The organism is Rossellomorea sp. H136 (assembly GCF_056838065.1).
In genome coordinates this window covers 2397138-2415970 of the sequence record NZ_CM166371.1, presented here as the reverse complement: position 1 = coordinate 2415970, position 18833 = coordinate 2397138, and the positions used below count along the sequence as shown (strand labels likewise).

Below are 18833 nucleotides of genomic sequence, written 5' to 3'. Positions count from 1 at the left end.
GTGAAGGTTTATATATGTCTGAAAAGACCTTTACCGATTCCGGTAAAGGTCTTTTTCTATATCACTTCATTTTGAAAGGAAGTTATCAGCAATGAAAAAATTAAAAACGAACCTCTCTCAACTAATAGAACAAAACAAAAATGAAATATTAAACGATAAAAATAAGATGAACATAATCGAAGAAAAAATAGATAATAAATATTCTTCAGCAAAAAAGGAGGATGTCTAATGATTTTACGTAAATATATGTCCCTCTTTGGTATTGGCTCTGCGAAGATTGATCTTGTTTTACCTAAAAACTCGTTCAAGCAAGGAGAACTTTTACAAGGATACTTTTTTTTAGAGGGAGGCATTATCGAACAAAAGCTTAGGCGGGTGGAATGTGACCTCGTGATGCTTGATAATAATGGCAAGGAAGAAAAAATCATTGATTCAACTACAGTTTTAAAATCTGATAGCATAAAGGCTGAAGAACGAAACAAATTATCCTTCACCTACCGGATTCCTAAATCTCTGCCATACTCTGAAGAAAACGGGGTTCGCTACCTCTTTAAAACGAAGCTGACGTTCGATCAAGGCGTAGAAAGCCTGGATGAGGATTACATTACAATCGATTGAAACTGAAGAAGGCTCCTTTTGAGGGAGCCTTCTTCCATATGTATTATTTATTCTTGATTTCCTCGAGAAGCTTAATAATTCTCTCATTTTGCTCAATCATGGTTTGATTTTGCTTTCTGAATTTGGTGAAATCAAATGAAAAGATTAATAGAAAAATGGCTAAAATGATAACCACTTAATGCCCCCCCTTTCCTATCTTCTTTGTTTATAGTAAACAATCTCCGGGTCCCCCGGGTCCAGGTTTTCGATCTTTCCACTTTGAGAATAGCCGTTTCCTTGAAATGTTTTATGCATTTGCTCGTTTGATCGATTAGTGGACGAGAAAATTTTTTCTGACGGCGAAATTTCTTCAACATGTTTCAATAGTATAGAGGCATTGCCCTTCCTTCTTTCCTCTGGTGAAACAATGATGAGAGAGACGAAAGTGTTTCCGAAAAAGTGGTTGTTAAATATAAGAAACCCGGCAATAGTCTCTCCCTCTTTAACGACCAAACATCTCTTTTCTAATATTGCCTCCTGGATTTGTTCATACCTGCTTTTGTTTCCAATCACTTGACAATCTATTTGTATAAGAGATTCCAAATCGTCCATTTGTGCATATCCTACGATTCCCATAAGGCTCCTACTTTCTTTTCTTTAAAAATATGGAAAGGAATACGATGATCAGGATTAGTACAACCATTCCAAAGATTAGTATTCCTGCCTTTCCTATTAAAAAATAACTGTCATCATAACTGTATATTTCACTTGATGCAGTCAAGTTGCATGGCCTCTTTCACATAGAAAAAGACACCTGGGTGTCCTTTGTTCAAACTTAAATAGTCTTTGACATCAAGACATTGGTCACTTCGAACCCTGTATTCTGATACAAGGAAAGAGCCACTTTGTTATGACCCAATATATGCAGCGATATTTTTGATATATCTTTTTCCCTCGCAAATGAGTCCAGGGACTTTAATGCTTCTTTTCCATACCCCATCCCTCTTTTGCTTCCATGAATCTTAATATCATAAATGAATGCTTCTTTACCGTCCTCCTGTACATTAATCCATAAAGCCCCTACGCCTTACTGGTTTTCACCATCAATTAAAGTAAATAAATAATGATCCTTTGACTCCAGTCCATCCGGAAGTAATTGATTAAATTCGTTTTCGGCCTGCTCTAATGAAGATTCCATTTGGAAGTTACCGGCTTTCGTCTTTTCCTCTGCGTACTCTTTAATAGATTCTTGAAACCAAAGAGTATATTCATGATCTTTCATTGCTTGTAATAGAATCATAGAATGAGTACCTCCTCGTGTGTTTCCTATTTCCATCGGTTCCTGATTTCCCTCACTACAGTCTCAGGACGATCCCAATGCAGTAGATGAGTGGTTTCGCGAATCGACTTTACTTCCCCCCTAGTTTGCTCCTTGAAAATGGCCGCAGTCTTATTACGGTTTTCCTCCATGCTTTGGGGAAGGGTTGCTTTTAACAATAGAATGGAACAGTCCAGCTTGTGATAAATATCCTCTGCTTCATCCTTGTGCATGGCCCGTATGATGTGACCGGCTGTACTACCACGTGCATGCCAATAATATCGGTTATCTTTATAGAGACAAAGGTCCTTCGCAGCCTCCATCTTTAAGGTGTTCCAGTTTAATGTTTCACTTTTGACGAGGGCCAGGAAGTCTTCCCATGATTCCCAAACCTGTTCAAAGTCTTTGTTATAGAAATCAACTTCCTCTTCTACGCTTTGGTTCGAATGTCGCTTTCCCTGATAGCCCCCATCAATTAATATGCTATCGATGAGATAAGAAGTAAAAAGAATTTATTTCAAGAAGAACAACTACTTCATTTATCCAATCAGCCATCTTATCCAATTCATAGTCTTTTTCATTTTCAAAAGGAGGGGTTTTACCATGGCCAGGTGCATCAATTGAAATGATCCTGTAATCCTCTTTTAATTCCTCAGCCACTTCAGTAAAACTGAGACTGGTACTACCAAGTCCATGCAGGCAAAATATTACAGCATCAGAAGGGTCTCCCCATTCTGTAATATGAATGTCCAAATTTCGGTGCTGAATATAATAACGCTTCAACGGTGTTCATCTTCTATGTATTACGAATATCGACACGAGCAAAAAACAAAAGGAAGCGAGTTATTCGCCTCCTCCACCACCCCCACAATCCCCACCGCCAAATCCGGTGTCACAGCTGCCTGCTGAATCATGGCCGCCATCATAAGGACCATAATAGCCCCCATCCCCACTTCTGCCGCCTCTTTTTGATGGATGGGAAAGATTTAAAGCAATCAATGTGAAGACGATTGGGATTAGTATAATGAATAATATTCCTGTCATGATCATCACCTCTTGATATTGTATACGTTTATAAATCAAACAAGGTTTCAGATTATTTAGAATTGATTTGGGGTGAACTTTGAATGAACAAATGGGAACAGCGTTTATCTAGCTCAGATAGAAAAAGCTCCTTGTCCCGAGGTGAAATCTTAACTCTCCCCCAAAACCCGGTTCGGTAATAGATTTCAAGGGCATCCCTGGAAGACAAGATTCTGTATCTAGAGGAAATATCCCGGGTAGCTCTCACTCTGGTAAGATCACCATAGAAAATTCGGCTCCTGAATGGACCTCCTTTAATATATAGGTAATCTTCGCACAACTCATATTGCTGAAAGAATCCTATCCATATAATGATGACTGCTGAAAAAGCATATAAGCTTATAAAGACAATGATGTCCATTATGGATGGACGACCAATAAAAATAAGTGGAATCAAATATACAATGGAGATAAGAAGCAATGATATAAAAATCACAGAAATAAAAAATCGATCAATTTTAGAACGAAATTTCATTATATGTTCATCCCCTCTTATTTGCTATTTTTGACTTTCAGCGTGATGACCTGCTTGTTTGGAATGAACAAATTGGTTCATCCAGGAAATCCATGTGTATACGAAAATGCCAGAAATTTTTGAATGCTTTGGGAATTAGCATAGAATGTAGTATTCTTCTATTTTACCATTACCATCCAATACTTTTGCGTGGCCTTATCGGCGGCTATCTTGCTGAAATATTTAGTAAAGTATTTTATCAAGATGTAGCCGTTACACTCTCATCTGCCAAGCATAGTTCCTCCGAACGGCATGGCCATTGCCCCTAGAGATGCTGTGACAGAGAAAATTCTTCCGAGCAGATGTTAAACGCAGAGATGATTGGCATGATGATAAGTACGAACGAAACTGTTTAATACCCCAATAAATGTGCCCATGGAATTATCATAAACGGATTATTTAACATCACCTGGTTATGTTACGCAAAAGGTTTTTTACCTAATTTTCGAATTAATTGAAATTTTTTCTGATTGGAATACGTATTTTTAACCGGACAGAATCAACTGAATGTATTTTTGATGCTAAATTCATCGGGTAATTCAAATCGGTGTTTTTATTAATATGAATTGACATCCAACTAAAAGATTACTAATTTATTCAGTTTATAATTGCAGCCTATAAAAAAGTATATGTGAAACCTACTACCCATTAATTCGGCTCCACATGTACATGTACATCGTAGACTTCATGCTTCTTCATCAATTCTCTCTCTACAACGCTTGAAATATCATGTGCCTGTTTAATATCAAGTGTTGACCTTACTAAAATAACCACATCCACGACAGTGTTGTTCCCATAGTTTCTCCCGCGTATATCCTTTACCCCTTTTACACCAGAGATGGTTAGAATGGTCTCTTCATATGTTTGAATCAACTGTTCATCAAATCCGTCTGTTAAATAGTGTGAAGCTTCCCGGAAAATATTCCATGCGGTTTTACAAATTAAGATGCCTACAAGAACGGCCGTCAGAGGGTCTAACCAAGGAAGATAGAATTGGGCTCCAAGAATTCCGACTACTGTTCCGATACTCACCCATGCGTCTGAAAGATTATCCTTGGCTGCAGCCATAAGGGATTGACTGTTTATTTTTTCAGCCAGTCTTTTGTTATAGCGATATACCAGATACATGACGATAGCTGCACCCACCCCTGTCCATGCTGAAAGAAGATCTGGTGATTGGGTTTTTCCGTCAAATACAGACTGTATGGCATTATATAGTACTTGAAGTCCTACAATCATCATGATGAATGAGGCAATTAGAGAGGCAACGCTTTCTGCTTTCCAGTGACCATAGGGATGATCCTGGTCTGCAGGCTTTCTGGAATATTTCAGTCCAATAAGTACAGCAACTGAAGCGACAATGTCTGTCGCGTTGTTCAAGCCGTCTGCTTGCAATGCTTCTGAATTGGCAGTGTTGCCAATGATAAACTTTATTATTGATAATACGATGTATGCAAGGATACTGATGATAGCTCCGCGTTCACCTAATTTTAACTGCTTATATTTTTCTTGATCCACTGGTTAAATCCTCCACACTTTAATTGTGTTTATCATATCAATCCGCATTCATGTGGGTCTATAGCAACCTTCTTTAGTTGAGCTATCTTATTATGAAGAGGTTAAAAATGTTTTGTTGAGTAAACTTTTATGAGTTCATAAAAAAAAGGACTGCGAGTGCAATCCTATTTGGTCCTGGAATTTTGATTCCTATGAATCTTTCGCTACTAATCAACAATTTCAGCTGAAAAAACTAGGTTTTGTCAAGTCTGCTTCTTCAAAAACGGTTTATGATCTCCATTTACGGGCAGTCAGTATTTTTTGCTGATAAATGTATCGATTTCGCTGATAAATTCAAAATTTCGCTGATAACCAACTCTTGGACTGAAGTACACAAGCACAAATACTTCTGAAATAGCATGACCGATCTTCCATATAGGATATTAAGTTGAATATGAGCTGATTTTTCTCAATAATCCATCAAATCGACCTCGATCCACCTTCAAATTTAAATATCAGCCTTCATATTTTAGTTTCCCAAATAAAAATTTATCAGAACAGACACTCTATTGCTGAATGTATGGAAAGAAAAGTTTTGGTTACATTGAATAATACAATAAGTCAAAACGGGAGGTGCCCTTTCTTGTTGAAAAAAGAATGCTCATGTAAGCAATGCACATGTAAGACGAAAAAAGAATGTGATTGTCCTTGCTGTTGCGAAAAATAATATAAGCCCCTAAACTCCATCTGAGCTTAGGGGCTAATTACTTTTATACTTTTACACTTACACCAACAATTTCATCGAAATATTGTACTGATTTCATTTCCTCATCAATCCATTCGGTTTGTTTCCATGTATGCTCGATAAACACTTCAGCAACCATTCGCTTCCTATCTCCCCCTATTATATGGGCATCCTTAAGTGCGATGACACTTTCGAAGATATTGGCCATTAACTCAGCGATTCGTTTTGAATGATAAGTTTGCGTATTGACGTCCCCCACTGCTACTTTTTCCAATAATTGTTCTAGTTTTGCGATACCGTCTATAACTGGGGTGCTAAACAACAGAAGCTCTTCTGGCAAATTGGATAACTCTTCTTTCATTTTGATCAAAAAGTACTCATGAGCACGATGCTTATTCATTAATCTTAATACTTCAAGTCCTAAAATATTCGCTGTTCCTTCCCACACCGTCAATACCTGGGCATCCCTAAGTAAGCGAGGCAAAACAAAATCCTCGATGTAGCCATTTCCTCCGTGCATTTCAATGGCTTCGTGAGAGAAATGAATCGCTTGCTCTGCTGATTCCTTTTTCAAAATCGCAATAAGTAATCTGTTTAGGACGGTTTCTTCTTCTGTCGTCAGGGTATCGTCTGAAACGACACGGTCGAACAGGTGGACGAGATGAAATACTGCACTTGTTTCTACCTCCTGCTTGGCTGCAAGACGAGACAATGTTTCTTTGATCATCGGATATTGGGTCAATGGCTGACCGAATGCTTCACGATAGAATGCATAATTTCTTGCTTCTAGATAGGCTCTTCTCATGATTCCAATCGAGGCAACGGTATTGCAGACACGGGAGAGATTCAATGCCTCCATCATATAGTAGATGCCGCGATTCTGTTCTCCTACAAGATAGGCTTCAGCTCCTTCGAATTCCACTTCTGCTGATGGGACCGCCCGGACACCAAGTTTATCTTTCAATCTTCTAATGTGAATGCCATTCAGTGAACCATCATTGTTCCTCCAAGGAACCGCAAACAGACTGAGTCCTTTCGTTCCATCTCCAGAACCATAGATACGGGCAAGCACCATGGTCACTCCGCACATTCCTGAGTTGGATGCAAAATATTTTTCACCAAAAAGCTGATAAGTATCACCATTTTTGACGGCTTTTGTATCATTGGCACCAACATCAGACCCTCCTTGCCGTTCAGTTAAGAATGTAGCTCCCTCATATAATTCCACTTCTCCTGTGGATAGCACATGGGGCAGAAACCTATTTTTCACCTGTTCCGAACCATACTTTTCAAGAAGCATAGCAGTAGCCATGGATAAAGTGACCGGACAATAAAATCCAGGCTCTGTTTGAGATAAGAGATAGCCTTGTGCATAGGAATACACATAGTTCCCTTTGTGACCGAGTGCAGGAATGTCTTTATGGATATATCCGACAATCCCCCTGTAATAAGTTTGTTCGACCGTTTTCTTATATCCTTCATTCACCCAAATTTCAGAAATTTCTTCTCCCAATCGGTTGTACTTGATCAGTCTTGGCTGCCCTTCACGGTCGGTGTGTACGGCTCGATCATCAATTTCCCCTGCACACAGTTCACCGAATGCGTCCAGTTCTTGGTCAGCCCAGCCGAAAAAATCTTTGTCCAGATATTGCTTCATGAGTTCGTTGAAATGAGGATCTTCTCGATAGAAGTTTTCAATTTTTTTCATAATCTTACCTCCTGTATTTCGTCGCGCAATACTTGCTTCAAAATCTTACCCGTTGCATTACGCGGTAGTGCAGGGATCCCTTCATACAGTTTAGGAATTTTGTAGCTTGCCAATTTTCCAGCTAGATAAGCTTTACATTCCTGGGCAAGTTTTTCTCCATCCAGTGAACTTACAATATATGCTTTTACGGTCTCCCCCCACTCTCGATGAGGGACACCGACTACTGCTACCTCAGAAATTGCTGGATGCTTGATCAATTGCTCTTCAATTTCTTTAGGATAAACATTTACGCCACCTGAAATAATCATGTCCTTCTTCCGGTCAACCACCCAGATGTATCCGTCTTCATCCGTCCTCGCGAGGTCACCCGTTTTCAGCCAACCGTTCATGTAAGTCTCTTTTGTCTTTTCCGGGTCTTTGTAATATTCTTTCATATTTCCTTCCCCGTAAAGGAGTATTTCTCCTACCTCATTGACCCCTACCGGTGCTCCATCTTCATTGGCAATGATGATGTCGGTTCCCAAGGCTCCTCTCTTACCGATGCTTCCCCCTTTTTCATGGTGTTCATCGGCGGTTAATAAAGTCCCGCTTGGGCCAGCTTCAGTTAAACCGTATACGCAATGAAGGAGGTCCGTCCCTAATTTTTCTTTAATATAATTAATTTCTTCGGTTGATACGGGTGCTCCGCCGTAGACCCAGTATTTCATGGATGTGAGGTTATGGATGTCGATGTTTGGCATTTTGGCAGTGAATAGGTAGGCAACAGGCGCTCCGAAGAAATGGGTAATCCTTTCTTGATCGACAAGCTTGAGTAAGCTTTCTGGTGTGAAGGTTGGTGATAGGATGTGGGTACTTCCCACATAGGTGCCGGCAACAAGAAAAAGGTGAAGCGGTGCAGAATGACTGAGAGGCATCATGTGTAGAATTCTGCTCTCTGGCTTCATTTCAAATTCAACACACATCATGATGGATACAGTAAGTATGTTTCGATACGTGAACAGGACGCCTTTGGGTTGACCCGTAGTGCCGGATGTATAAAGGATTGTCGCTTCATCATCTTCGGATAATGGACAATCGATTTCATCTGTCCTTCCTTCTTTTAATAAGGTTTCAAAGGACTTCCATGAGTCTTGGGCATTTCCTGTTTTCACGCAAAATAGTTCATTGGTTTTTAAATCTTTACAGGTTTCCCATAACCCTTCGTGAACGAGAATGGCTTTAGCATCGCTGTGATCCGTTATGTATTGAAGCTCTCCTTGTGTCAGTTTCGCATTGACAGGGACAATGATAGCCCCTAGCCGGAGAACGGCAAAATAACTAATCACAAATTCTTTTGTGTTTGGCATGAATAACACCACTTTATCTCCAAGACCGATACCGCGATGATGTAAACTTGAGGCAAATTGATTAACTGCTTCATTAAGTTGTTGGTAGGTTAACACATCTCCTTCTGTAACTATGGCTTGATGTGTTGGATATTTACGGGCATTTCGTGACAATAAACGTGAAATATTCAATCTGATGTCTCCCCTGTCTCATTTAATTTTCTGGTAAACTCATCCCTTAGTTCTTCCATTTCTGTTCTCATGGCTTCGAGCTCTTCAATAAAGGTTGTCACCTCCTCGATTCGTTTGGTTCCATATTCAATCGTGCGTTCTAACTGCTTCCTTCCAGTTCGATCCTGATTAAATAATAGGACCATTTCTTTGATTTCATCCAAAGAGAAGCCAAAGCGTTTTCCCCTGAAAATCAATTTCAGTTTCGTGATATCACTCTTTGAATAGATCCTTCTTCCTGACTCGCTCCTTGCCGGTTGCAACAAATTTAGCTCCTCATAATACCTTATCGTGCGTGTCGTTACGTTAAATTCCTTTGCCAACTGAGTTATTGTGTATGTCATAGTGATCATCTCTTTATTAGAAAATTTTGATACTTCAAGTTTACCATTAACGTTAACGTAAAGTTCAACTAATTTTTTATAAGTTTTTGGTTCTTTGGTAGGGGTCCCTTTACACATAATCAGAATACTGTTTTCCATATACTAGAAATAAAGATTGCAGAGGTGGTGAGTGAATCATGCAGAAGGTATTGTTATTTGCAGATATTGGAATCGATGATACGATTGCCTTGATCTATTCTTACCTAAGTGAAGAGATTGAACTGGTCGGAGTCGTAGCCGATTATGGAAATGTCCCAAGATCCCGTGCTGTGACAAGTGCTCACTACCTTATGAAACTGTTGAACCTAAGAGATCAGATTCCAATTATTGGAGGAGCGGAGGTTCCGATGACAGCTGAAGAGCCTAAATTCTATCCTGAAATACACGGAGAATATGGACTTGGACCAATTAAGCCTAGTCTGTATGAAGGTATTATTGAAAATTTCTTTGAGATTATTAGATTGATTGAGAAGTATGGGGATGAACTGATCATTGTAAATGTTGGAAGGCTGACGTCCCTTGCGAATATGTTCATCTTATACCAGACTCTTATGAACAAAGTAAAAAAGATTTATATTATGGGTGGGGCATTCTGGGTACCGGGAAATGTAACGGCGGTATCTGAAGCAAACTTTCATTCTGATCCGATTGCAGTTAAGATTGTATTGACATACGCGAGTAACCTTACCATCATCCCTCTAAATGTAACTGACCATGCCATTGTAACACCTGAAATGGTTGATTACATCGAGTATAAGGGCCGATCTAAGCTTGTTAAGCCTCTCTTAGACTATTACTATGGGTATTACAAGGAGCGAAACCCATTAATTAAAGGAAGCCCAGTACATGATGCACTCACCTTGATGACAGCCGTCAATGAAGATATGTTCACGTTTCGAAATTTACCCGTTCATGTGGTGACTTCGAGCACTGGCATCCACCGCGGACAAAGCATTGCTGATATCAGACCGTACATTCAGTTTGAAGAAAAAACAAAAATGCATCGGATTGCCTTTTCTTTCGAGTATGGGATGTTTTTCGAACGATTTATGAATGTGATGACCGGGGAATCATTTGATAGAAAAAAGGAATGATCTCTTCATAAAGAGGCCATTCCTTCTCATTTTATCAAGTGCTTATTTCAGGCAGTGCATATGAAAACTTCTTCATTTCGTCCCTCCTACCAATTTACGGGAGATCACTGCCGAACGTCTCACGATTGGAGTCTGGATTCATAATTACTCCCTCTTTCTTTTCTTTTACAACAAGTATTCTTAATAGTATTGCAACTTTATTCTAGTATTCTTTCAGTTAGGTAGCTATCGGGGTTTTTGATTAGGTCTTTACGACTAATTAAGCTCACATTATCAATTTACAAAGATCTATTTTTCGACGGTAATTATTATAAAAACTACTAAATGGACAATTTTTAATTGGGGTTATGATAATATTGGATGAATTGGTACGATTGCAAAAGGGGATGAGATCATGCTGGAAGGTAAAATTATCAAGTTCTATAGAGAACATCAAGAGATTAAACAAAAGGACTTGGGAGAAGGTATTTGTTCCACTACCCATATCAGTAAAATAGAACGAGGACTTACTGAGGTCTCAAAAGAAACAATCCAATTATTAAGTGATCGATTAGGAATCCAAATGGAGAAGGAATTAGAGAATTATAAGAGTATCGATTCCCTTCTAAAAGAATGGCATGAATCAATCATTAAGAAGCTGCAGAACAAGGCAGATTCTATAAAGAAAAGACTGGAAGGGTTTCATTTATTGCAGCTCCAGGATTTTTATCGAACGTATACCTTGATTCTTTCTAGATATCATTTATTTTCCGGAGAAAATCAACTTGCGAAACGTCTCATTAAAGAAATGGAGATGTGGTCAGGACTTAGTCCATATGAGCATAATATGTTGCTGCACATAAAAGGAATTTATCACATGAGGGTAAACCACGATTACTTCAAAGCCATTTCAGTACTTAAGAAGATTAGCCTGGACGACTATTCTAACCGGGAATATTTTTATGATTTAGCCGTTGCCTACCATTCCATTCATTCAAATGTATTAGCCTACTTTTATGCGAATAAAGCATTGCAATTCTTTGTAGAGAAGCGCAGTTTCTCCCAGATGATCGAGTCAGAGATGCTGATGCTGCTCCAACTTGAACAATCCGATGATTCCAATGTGGAAAGCAAAGAATACCAACGATTAATAGACATGGCTGAAGCCTACGAACTGGAGCACCAACGAGCACTTCTTCACCATAACTACGCCTATCACCAACTCAGAAGTGGAGAATTCAAGTCAGCAAGCGAACTCTACAAAAAGTCCGTCAACACCCGTCAACCACAGGACCCAAACTACCTCGGTTCACTTGAAGGATACATAAATGCCCTTACCAAAGAGGGACGTACCTCGAAAGATGAGTTACTTCAAATTATAGAAGAAGGCTTGACACTATCCCAAAAAACTGAAAACAAAACGTTCTATCACTTCTTTACGTTACACAAATTGAATGTCAATGAAGACAAAAAAGGGTATTTTGAATATTTGGAAGATAAAGCCTATCCTCATTTTCAGGAAAAGGGCTACGTTCTCCCAATGGAGCATTACGGCGTTTTGCTGTTTGATTATTATATGGAAAAAGGAGATGTGGGGAAAGCGAACGTGTATGCCAGAGGTCTGATGGAGAAATTCCGAAAAAATAATCAATTTGTATAACCTCATAACAAAACGCAATGGAGAGGTCTCCATTGCGTTTTTAGTGCTAATTTTCATGTTAGTTTAAAAAAGCCACTCTGCACTTTCTACTACCTTTCGTGATTCACTAATTTCTTAATATCGTCTCTCAGCTCCTGGATGGTTGCATTCATTTGTTTTTGTTGTTTTCCCATTGCGAAAATCTCCATGCTACATGCGATGAATAAAAGGAATAAAATAATATTGATTAGTTCCATCATTGGTATACCCCCTAGAAGAGTCGTTCTTCGCTAGGATACAATAATCAACCAAAAATCGCCTCTGCAGAAGTTGTGTTTTACTCCAATAATGATTTTGAATAAACGATCGGAGCGTCTATGCAAATCTTTGAATCATCGACTAATTCAATTAAAGCAATCCCGGTTATCTTCGCTTTAATTAAGTCTCCTCTTTCTAAACAATGCTTAAAGCCCTGAGATAATTTTTCCGGCGAGAGCTTATTGGCTAAAGTGCAGTGTGGGATCCATTTGTCAGGAAGATAGAGTGGATTAGCTGTTTCACTGAATTCGCGAAAAAAATCATGATGATCCGAATGAAAGTTTAGTAGTTCTCTTGTGATGGTCGGGGAGAAAAATAGAGTTCCGAAGTTTAGAAATGAACCTATAGTGTTGAAGGTGATATCGATCGTTTTTTTATGTTCATAATACTCCTCTAATGCTTTTATGTATTTTTGTTTATCTAATTCTTTATAACTCCCTATCGTAATATGGGGACGGGCATCGTTGATTTCTTCCTCATAATAAGAAATATTTTTTACGGTAAGTTCCTTCCATATGTCTTGTATCAACTCTTCAGTCTTTTCATCGAAAAGAGCGATTACCCAGTACATAGCTTAACCACCTTTCCTAATTATACGGATTGTTCATAAGCTCTTCTTCCTTATACTGTAACATAGTCTCTCTTTCAATGGTTCATAAACTCTTATTTGCAAACGCTTTAACACCTGTTGGATCAAGACTTTGTGCCAAAATCTAAAACCTTTTCCTTTAAAATGATAAAAATCTTTGACATTGATAAGAAAATGATGTAAATTACCTTATGGACGAACATTTATAAAATAACCAAACTTTAATATTCGTGTTTAGGGGTGTAATAATGGAAAATGTATTTGATTACGAAGATATTCAACTTATTCCTGCAAAATGTGTGGTTAATAGCCGCTCTGAATGTGATACAAGTGTGACACTGGGTGGACATACGTTCAAACTGCCGGTTGTTCCTGCCAATATGCAAACTATTATAGATGAACAAATCGCTGTATATTTAGCTGAAAATAATTATTTCTATATCATGCATCGCTTCGAGCCTGAAAAAAGAATTTCTTTTATTAAAGATATGAAGTCTCGCGGGCTGATTTCTTCTATTTCTGTAGGTGTTAAGGATGAAGAGTATGCTTTTGTAGAGCAGTTAGCGGAAGAAAAGCTGACACCGGAGTTTATCACCATCGATATTGCACATGGTCATTCCAATGCGGTAATCAGCATGATTCAACACATTAAAAAACACGTACCTGAGAGCTTTGTGATTGCCGGGAACGTTGGTACTCCAGAAGCTGTAAGAGAATTGGAACATGCTGGTGCTGATGCTACAAAAGTGGGAATCGGACCAGGGAAAGTATGTATTACGAAAATCAAAACCGGATTTGGTACAGGCGGCTGGCAGCTGGCTGCTCTACGCTGGTGTGCAAAAGCCGCTACAAAACCAATCATCGCTGATGGTGGTATCCGTACCCACGGTGATATAGCAAAATCCATTCGTTTCGGTGCGTCCATGGTGATGATCGGTTCCCTATTCGCAGGACATGAAGAGTCTCCAGGAGATACAATTGAAAAAGACGGTAAGCTCTTCAAAGAATACTTTGGATCAGCTTCAGAGTTCCAAAAAGGCGAAAAGAAAAATGTAGAAGGTAAAAAAATGTTTGTTGAACATAAAGGGTCACTGGAACATACGTTGATCGAAATGGAGCAAGACCTTCAATCCTCTATCTCCTATGCTGGTGGTACGAAGCTTGAAGCAATCCGAACAGTAGATTATGTAGTAGTGAAAAATTCAATTTTTAATGGCGACAAAGTATATTAATCTCTTATCATAATGACTTGAGCTGGGTACATTCGTATCCGGCTCTTTTTTTTATTAGGGACGGACCTCTATACCTATATACTATCCGAATTATCGAAGATTTTGCCAATCGGAGGTCCGTCCCTCTTACCTTCCTCTTACCTTCATTTAAGAAGTTATAGACACCGGGGGAAATTAAGCTATAATTAGTTTTAATATTATCTTGGGAGGTGAAGTGACTGTGGTGAGATTGTTGTTATTGATGGTATTGAGCATGTTATTCGGGACAGTTCCTGTTCAACAACAGAATCAAAGCCTAATTTTCTTAAGTTTTGATGATGTGGCTACTATTTCTGACCATGTGTTTTTAACCGATGCAGAAATGATTATCGACGCGGTCCCTTCACTGGTTCAGAAACAAGATGGTATGACTTCAAATAAAACTTCCATTCTTCCGACATTACACTTTAAATTAATCCCTTTAGCTGGATGTCTATTTAGCACTGAGATTTTTCCAGACTCATTGGGCTTTCTTGAAGTAGTCATGTCCCATTCAAATTACCTCTGAGTCCTTACATTCTAAAATACATGTGATCGTAAACCCTTTTTTCTCTTTGCAGTTAAGAGTTTTTTTGCAATGCCTATTTAAAATAAACATTGGTCCTTGAAAATTAAATTAAACTGAGGTGCATTCATATGAGAAATTATGAATATCGTAAGGAATCTATTGCTTGTTATGTCTTCTGTTCTCTATTCCTATTTAGCTTTGTTGGAACGATACTGATATCTGGAGAAATGAGTGGAAATAGCATCATCTCATCCGTACCTCGATTCTCTTGGGATATGATGATTAAGTGGCAAGAAATTGTTGAAATATTCGACTTAAAGTAAGTTAAGGCAAAGTTTCGTACTGAAACTACTTCAAAAATAAAGCGAGGAAATAAAAATGAATCTGGGTTTCGGTGAAATAGCGATTATCTTGTTCGTAGCACTACTATTCTTTGGACCAAGCAAACTTCCAGAGCTCGGAAAAGCTGCAGGTGTTTCTTTGAGAGAATTTAAACAGGCAGTCAGTGGATTGATGGAGGATGAGGATACAGACCATAATGGTGAAAAGAATATGAATAAAGATCAATAGTACTGCTTAACTGTTAGGGACGGACCTCCAACAGACTGAAAATCTGATAACCTGGAAAATCGGATCATTTGGAGGTCCGTCCCTCCCTATTTAAAAACACGAACCTACGCAGGGGTAGGTTCGTGGAGTTCTTTAGGTGAATCGAAGGTTTTGTAGTGGTTTGATTGCTTGTGCAGACTGAGTTTCACCGTAGAATAGGATTGTTGGTTCTGTTACGATGGTTTCTCCTGTGGCTGCAGACCACTCGTTTGTTGAGGCGACTAGAAGCACATCTTGGTTCAAATAAGCTTCTGACCGTTTTCTGGTGCTAGGGTGAACAAATGTCACAGATTCTGGGTGATCATCCGATCCAACCGTAATAAATGGTGTATCTCTCAGTACGAATTCCTCTACGCCTGCATAGTATTTATGGACCATACCTTGTGTAGGTAGTTTAACGAAACTGGATGTTAATGTTTCTCCAGCCTTGAAAAAAGCCTCTAAATCCATCAACTCTTTCGTATACGTTCTTCCTGAATCCTGCTGAATCTCCGCGTATACAGCCAGGACCGGCACTTCTGGAAGTGTTAAAGCATATTGACGAAGAACAATTCCCTTCATCTTTTCATGCTCCTTAAATTCTGTTGTTAAACAAAGCCCTTCCCACTGATGGCCGTGTTGCTCCCACTTTGTTACAGATCCGATTGCAGTATTCTCTTTCAACATTGAATAGGAACTAACGGCTTGGAAAGAGTATCTGATACCTCCCCCCCACGGATTCCACCACGCCCGTGGACCCGGGTTTGGATATTGATGATCCAACGTTTCCTTACCGTCAATCGATAAGGAATAGATACCAGGATAATAAGCAGATGACGCTTTAAACGAAATGACGCCATTATCTACAGACCAAACATCTTCGTTCCTCTCAACCTTTACTTCCCTCTTCCCCTTAACAAGTTGCATAACTTCTACTTTTCCGAAGTGACTTTTGGATTCGAATTGCCCCTCTATCCATTTTACACCTGGTGATGAATGCTCAATTTCAAGATTCAAACGGGTAACTGACTCAGCTTTATCCACTTTTTTCGCGAAAGATTCATTTTCTGAATGAACGGTTAATTGACCATGAATATAAGGAGTAAGCATGGATTGGAATGAATAATCTTCCCTTTCACCAACAGTAGAAATAATATCTCCACCTGTTTTATCTAAAGTATACAGGGGCAGCTCTTTCATGTCCCCTCCATCACCCAACACCAACTCCCGCCACTTAGACCAGTGGTTGGATGCATTGATCCCGACCTGGATTGGACCTAAGCACGTTTTTTCCTGGGATTGTATCAGGTCGATTTCATATTCAAGAGCCATTCGCCAATCATCTTTTCTTCCAAGTGCTTCCTCTGGCCAAGCAAGGCCGATAGTATCTCCAATTGAAGAATTTGTGAAAATCCATCGTTCAGCCATATCTTTATCATTAATATACTCCATAAAAGGAACCAGTGACTCATTCCCAATTAAGACTCCGTCCCTTTGTGGGATAGCCATTCCTTCGTAGTTAATAAGAACAGGCTGAATCAGGGAAAGATGCTTCCTGTCTTCTTCTCCAGCATTAACCACTTCATGTGTGATTTCCACTAAGCCATCACCGTAAATCTTAAAATAGGTGTTGAGGAGCATGGAGGAAAATGCATCCGACTTTAGTGTTGTTTTCATCACGAAAGCTTCAGGAAGCTCAATATATTCTACAGTAGTAGCTTCTTTTTTAGAAAATTCTTCACTATAGGGTTTTCCAAATTTCGGAGTGAAGAAAGTTATCGGATCTTGGGTTGCATTCATAGAGCCTACTTTGACGATATGGTTTCGTTTTTCAATCTCTACGTAGTGCGGACCGTTAAACCCTATCCAATTCTCTTCTGTCTCGCCACCAAATTTTGCCCCAAAACCCGGTAGAGCCAATGAAAGCCGAGTGGAAAAAGTAGTGGCCTCCCCGTTTTTTCGTTCAACAGCTACATTCACCTCTTCTGACAAAAAGCCATTTTTTAATAGCTGGATCGGAAGTGGAATCGAAACTCTCTTTTTCCCTTCCATTTTCACCATCACTTCTGAAGTTTCCCACTCTACTACCTTATTTACTGGCAGTTTAATCGTCCAGGTAGTTTCTTCTTCTAATTGACTTTCCAAATCAAGATAGAGCATTCCTTTACAATGTGATTTCCAATTCTTTTTTACCGATCTTAAATGAAGCTTTCCCGCTTGTTTAGGGAAGACCCCTAGTGCTAATGGGATTGATTGACCATCCACCTCAACTGTCACCCCAACAGTCGGGTGCTTTTTCCAAGGACTTGGTTGACTAGCTGGCATAGAGACACTGACAGGGAAATCTCCAATCCAGTTCTTACCCACTAAAACGGTCTCATGGAATTCATTCTTTACATGAGAAGATGATACTCCTTTTAGGGAGATTTCAACCGGATTCTCTTTGCGATTCTCTACATGATAAGTCGCACAGTGTTCTTTTTTCTCGAGCATCTTAAAGTTAGGCAGCCTCATTTCCACTAAAAAATCCTGCGTTTCAACTAAGCGAATGCCTCGTCCCGTTCGTTCAAATTGAATACGAACGAACTCATTTCCTGCTTCCCACTTGTATTCATAATAAGTATGATCTCGATCTTTCAGGCCATCGGGTTTGATTTCAATTAAACGCTGACTTGTTGTATACCAATCATGCTTCTCAAAAAAAGGCTTCAGCCAGTCAATTTGAAGCACCGTGGGGATAAAATTCATCAGGTGAACGGTGTCATCACGTTCCTCCCAGAAGAATCCGCATTTTTTATAAAGTGGAACGGCTTTTGTATTACCCGCCCATGTAAATAAATCCAGTCTCGGCCATTTTAATTCCACAGTCTTCTCTAACGCTTTCAATACGAGTTGTTTGCCGATCTTTAAGCCCTGATACTTGGGATGAACGTTTAGAAGAGGAATGTAAAGGGCACCTTCGTCCTCGCGGTATTCAGACAATCCGCAGTAACCTGCCACATCATCCCCCACAATTGCCAAAAACAGATGAAGATTTGTGGAGTTAGCTTCCTTATCTTTCACGTCTTGTTCAGTAGTGACAACCGAATCTCCACCCCAGTTTTCACGGCTTTCATTCCACATTTTCGCGATTCCTTTTGCTAATCCTTCATGATATTCTACAATTTTCACTTGCTCCAATGTCGTCTTCATAATGTCCTCCTACACTAGGTTTTAATATATATAACCTCATCCTTATTGATTTTTTGCATTACATCGACGATTTTAATCATCGTCATCGCCTCCTTTCATTTAGTTGGAAAGATTTTCTTCCTCATCCACAGTTTAAGATTTTATGTTTAGTAAGTAAAGAATATTCTAACTTAAAAAAAGATTTCATTTACTTATGTAATTTGTAAGTTAAATGGGAAATGCAGAATAATTTCAGTCAGACTAGACAAACCTAC

20 protein-coding genes and 2 pseudogenes are annotated in these 18833 nt (G+C 39.1%); 8 read left to right on the top strand and 14 right to left on the bottom strand.

The genetic code is table 11. The features are described 5' to 3' along the window. Window positions 1-91: 91 nt before the first annotated feature. Together ACYH0O_RS12115 and ACYH0O_RS12110 are read left to right on the top strand one after the other, a co-directional pair. The gene (locus tag ACYH0O_RS12115) at window positions 92-229 is read left to right on the top strand and encodes an FbpB family small basic protein (protein ID WP_482632421.1); all 138 of its coding nucleotides are present in this window, start codon (window positions 92-94) and stop codon (window positions 227-229) included. Continuing rightward, window positions 229-618: a sporulation protein gene (locus ACYH0O_RS12110; protein ID WP_113967807.1), complete on the top strand. Its 390-nt coding sequence runs from the start codon at window positions 229-231 to the stop codon at window positions 616-618. The genes ACYH0O_RS12115 and ACYH0O_RS12110 overlap by 1 nt, the downstream gene beginning before the upstream one ends. A 43-nt stretch (window positions 619-661) precedes the next feature. Here ACYH0O_RS12110 and ACYH0O_RS12105 read toward each other — a convergent pair whose 3' ends face one another. From ACYH0O_RS12105 to ACYH0O_RS12055, 11 genes and pseudogenes are all read right to left on the bottom strand, one after another. Continuing rightward, window positions 662-793, bottom strand: coding sequence for a hypothetical protein (locus ACYH0O_RS12105; RefSeq protein WP_262371695.1), 132 nt, complete (start codon window positions 791-793; stop codon window positions 662-664). 17 nt (window positions 794-810) lie between these two features. Further along, entirely contained in the window at window positions 811-1233 is a 423-nt protein-coding gene (locus ACYH0O_RS12100; RefSeq protein ID WP_482632420.1) for a GNAT family N-acetyltransferase, read from the bottom strand. Between the two features lie 199 nt (window positions 1234-1432). After that, window positions 1433-1669, bottom strand: a pseudogene (locus tag ACYH0O_RS12095) (GNAT family N-acetyltransferase); the annotation flags it as partial. A 15-nt stretch (window positions 1670-1684) separates the two neighbouring features. Continuing rightward, on the bottom strand, window positions 1685-1897 hold the full coding sequence (locus ACYH0O_RS12090; protein WP_482632419.1) for a hypothetical protein: 213 nt from the start codon (window positions 1895-1897) through the stop codon (window positions 1685-1687). Window positions 1898-1923: 26 nt separating this feature from the next. After that, window positions 1924-2698, bottom strand: a pseudogene (locus ACYH0O_RS12085) (alpha/beta fold hydrolase). A 60-nt stretch (window positions 2699-2758) separates the two neighbouring features. Beyond that, window positions 2759-2959 carry a hypothetical protein gene (locus ACYH0O_RS12080; RefSeq protein WP_482632418.1) on the bottom strand — a complete coding sequence of 67 codons (201 nt, stop codon included), beginning with the start codon at window positions 2957-2959 and terminating at the stop codon, window positions 2759-2761. 52 nt (window positions 2960-3011) lie between these two features. Next, a complete protein-coding gene (locus ACYH0O_RS12075) occupies window positions 3012-3359 on the bottom strand; it encodes a PH domain-containing protein (RefSeq protein WP_482632554.1) in 348 nt (115 codons plus the stop codon). 801 nt (window positions 3360-4160) lie between these two features. Continuing rightward, window positions 4161-5030, bottom strand: a complete 870-nt coding sequence (locus ACYH0O_RS12070) for a cation diffusion facilitator family transporter (protein WP_482632417.1) — start codon at window positions 5028-5030, stop codon at window positions 4161-4163. 749 nt (window positions 5031-5779) lie between these two features. Then, the gene (locus tag ACYH0O_RS12065; protein ID WP_482632416.1) at window positions 5780-7462 is read right to left on the bottom strand and encodes an acyl-CoA dehydrogenase family protein; all 1683 of its coding nucleotides are present in this window, start codon (window positions 7460-7462) and stop codon (window positions 5780-5782) included. Continuing rightward, on the bottom strand, window positions 7459-8979 hold the full coding sequence (locus tag ACYH0O_RS12060) for a class I adenylate-forming enzyme family protein (protein WP_482632415.1): 1521 nt from the start codon (window positions 8977-8979) through the stop codon (window positions 7459-7461). Before ACYH0O_RS12060 ends, ACYH0O_RS12065 begins: the two co-directional genes overlap by 4 nt. Beyond that, on the bottom strand, window positions 8976-9362 hold the full coding sequence (locus tag ACYH0O_RS12055) for a MerR family transcriptional regulator (RefSeq protein ID WP_149155801.1): 387 nt from the start codon (window positions 9360-9362) through the stop codon (window positions 8976-8978). Before ACYH0O_RS12055 ends, ACYH0O_RS12060 begins: the two co-directional genes overlap by 4 nt. 173 nt (window positions 9363-9535) lie before the next feature. Between ACYH0O_RS12055 and ACYH0O_RS12050 the strand changes: the two genes are divergently transcribed. Together ACYH0O_RS12050 and ACYH0O_RS12045 are read left to right on the top strand one after the other, a co-directional pair. After that, window positions 9536-10495 (top strand): nucleoside hydrolase, encoded by a 960-nt coding sequence (locus ACYH0O_RS12050; RefSeq protein WP_482632553.1) that lies wholly within the window; start codon window positions 9536-9538, stop codon window positions 10493-10495. A 394-nt stretch (window positions 10496-10889) separates the two neighbouring features. After that, a complete protein-coding gene (locus ACYH0O_RS12045) occupies window positions 10890-12134 on the top strand; it encodes a helix-turn-helix domain-containing protein (RefSeq protein ID WP_482632414.1) in 1245 nt (414 codons plus the stop codon). Window positions 12135-12223: 89 nt separating this feature from the next. Here ACYH0O_RS12045 and ACYH0O_RS12040 read toward each other — a convergent pair whose 3' ends face one another. Together ACYH0O_RS12040 and ACYH0O_RS12035 are read right to left on the bottom strand one after the other, a co-directional pair. Beyond that, the gene (locus ACYH0O_RS12040; RefSeq protein WP_482632413.1) at window positions 12224-12373 is read right to left on the bottom strand and encodes a hypothetical protein; all 150 of its coding nucleotides are present in this window, start codon (window positions 12371-12373) and stop codon (window positions 12224-12226) included. A 77-nt stretch (window positions 12374-12450) separates the two neighbouring features. Then, the gene (locus ACYH0O_RS12035; protein WP_482632412.1) at window positions 12451-13002 is read right to left on the bottom strand and encodes a 2'-5' RNA ligase family protein; all 552 of its coding nucleotides are present in this window, start codon (window positions 13000-13002) and stop codon (window positions 12451-12453) included. 266 nt (window positions 13003-13268) lie between these two features. Here ACYH0O_RS12035 and guaC point away from each other — a divergent pair, with 266 nt between their 5' ends. The 4 genes from guaC (at window position 13269) to ACYH0O_RS12015 (ending at window position 15369) form a co-directional block, all read left to right on the top strand. After that, window positions 13269-14252: a GMP reductase gene (gene guaC / locus ACYH0O_RS12030; protein WP_482632411.1), complete on the top strand. Its 984-nt coding sequence runs from the start codon at window positions 13269-13271 to the stop codon at window positions 14250-14252. Window positions 14253-14466: 214 nt separating this feature from the next. Beyond that, entirely contained in the window at window positions 14467-14799 is a 333-nt protein-coding gene (locus ACYH0O_RS12025) for a hypothetical protein (RefSeq protein WP_482632410.1), read from the top strand. Between the two features lie 128 nt (window positions 14800-14927). Then, complete coding sequence (locus ACYH0O_RS12020) at window positions 14928-15122, top strand: hypothetical protein (protein ID WP_482632409.1); 195 nt, start codon at window positions 14928-14930, stop codon at window positions 15120-15122. A gap of 55 nt (window positions 15123-15177) precedes the next feature. Beyond that, the gene (locus ACYH0O_RS12015) at window positions 15178-15369 is read left to right on the top strand and encodes a twin-arginine translocase TatA/TatE family subunit (RefSeq protein WP_482632408.1); all 192 of its coding nucleotides are present in this window, start codon (window positions 15178-15180) and stop codon (window positions 15367-15369) included. Between the two features lie 132 nt (window positions 15370-15501). Here the strand turns inward: ACYH0O_RS12015 and ACYH0O_RS12010 are convergent, their stop codons facing one another. After that, window positions 15502-18579 carry a GNAT family N-acetyltransferase gene (locus ACYH0O_RS12010; protein ID WP_482632407.1) on the bottom strand — a complete coding sequence of 1026 codons (3078 nt, stop codon included), beginning with the start codon at window positions 18577-18579 and terminating at the stop codon, window positions 15502-15504. Window positions 18580-18833 lie beyond the last annotated feature (254 nt).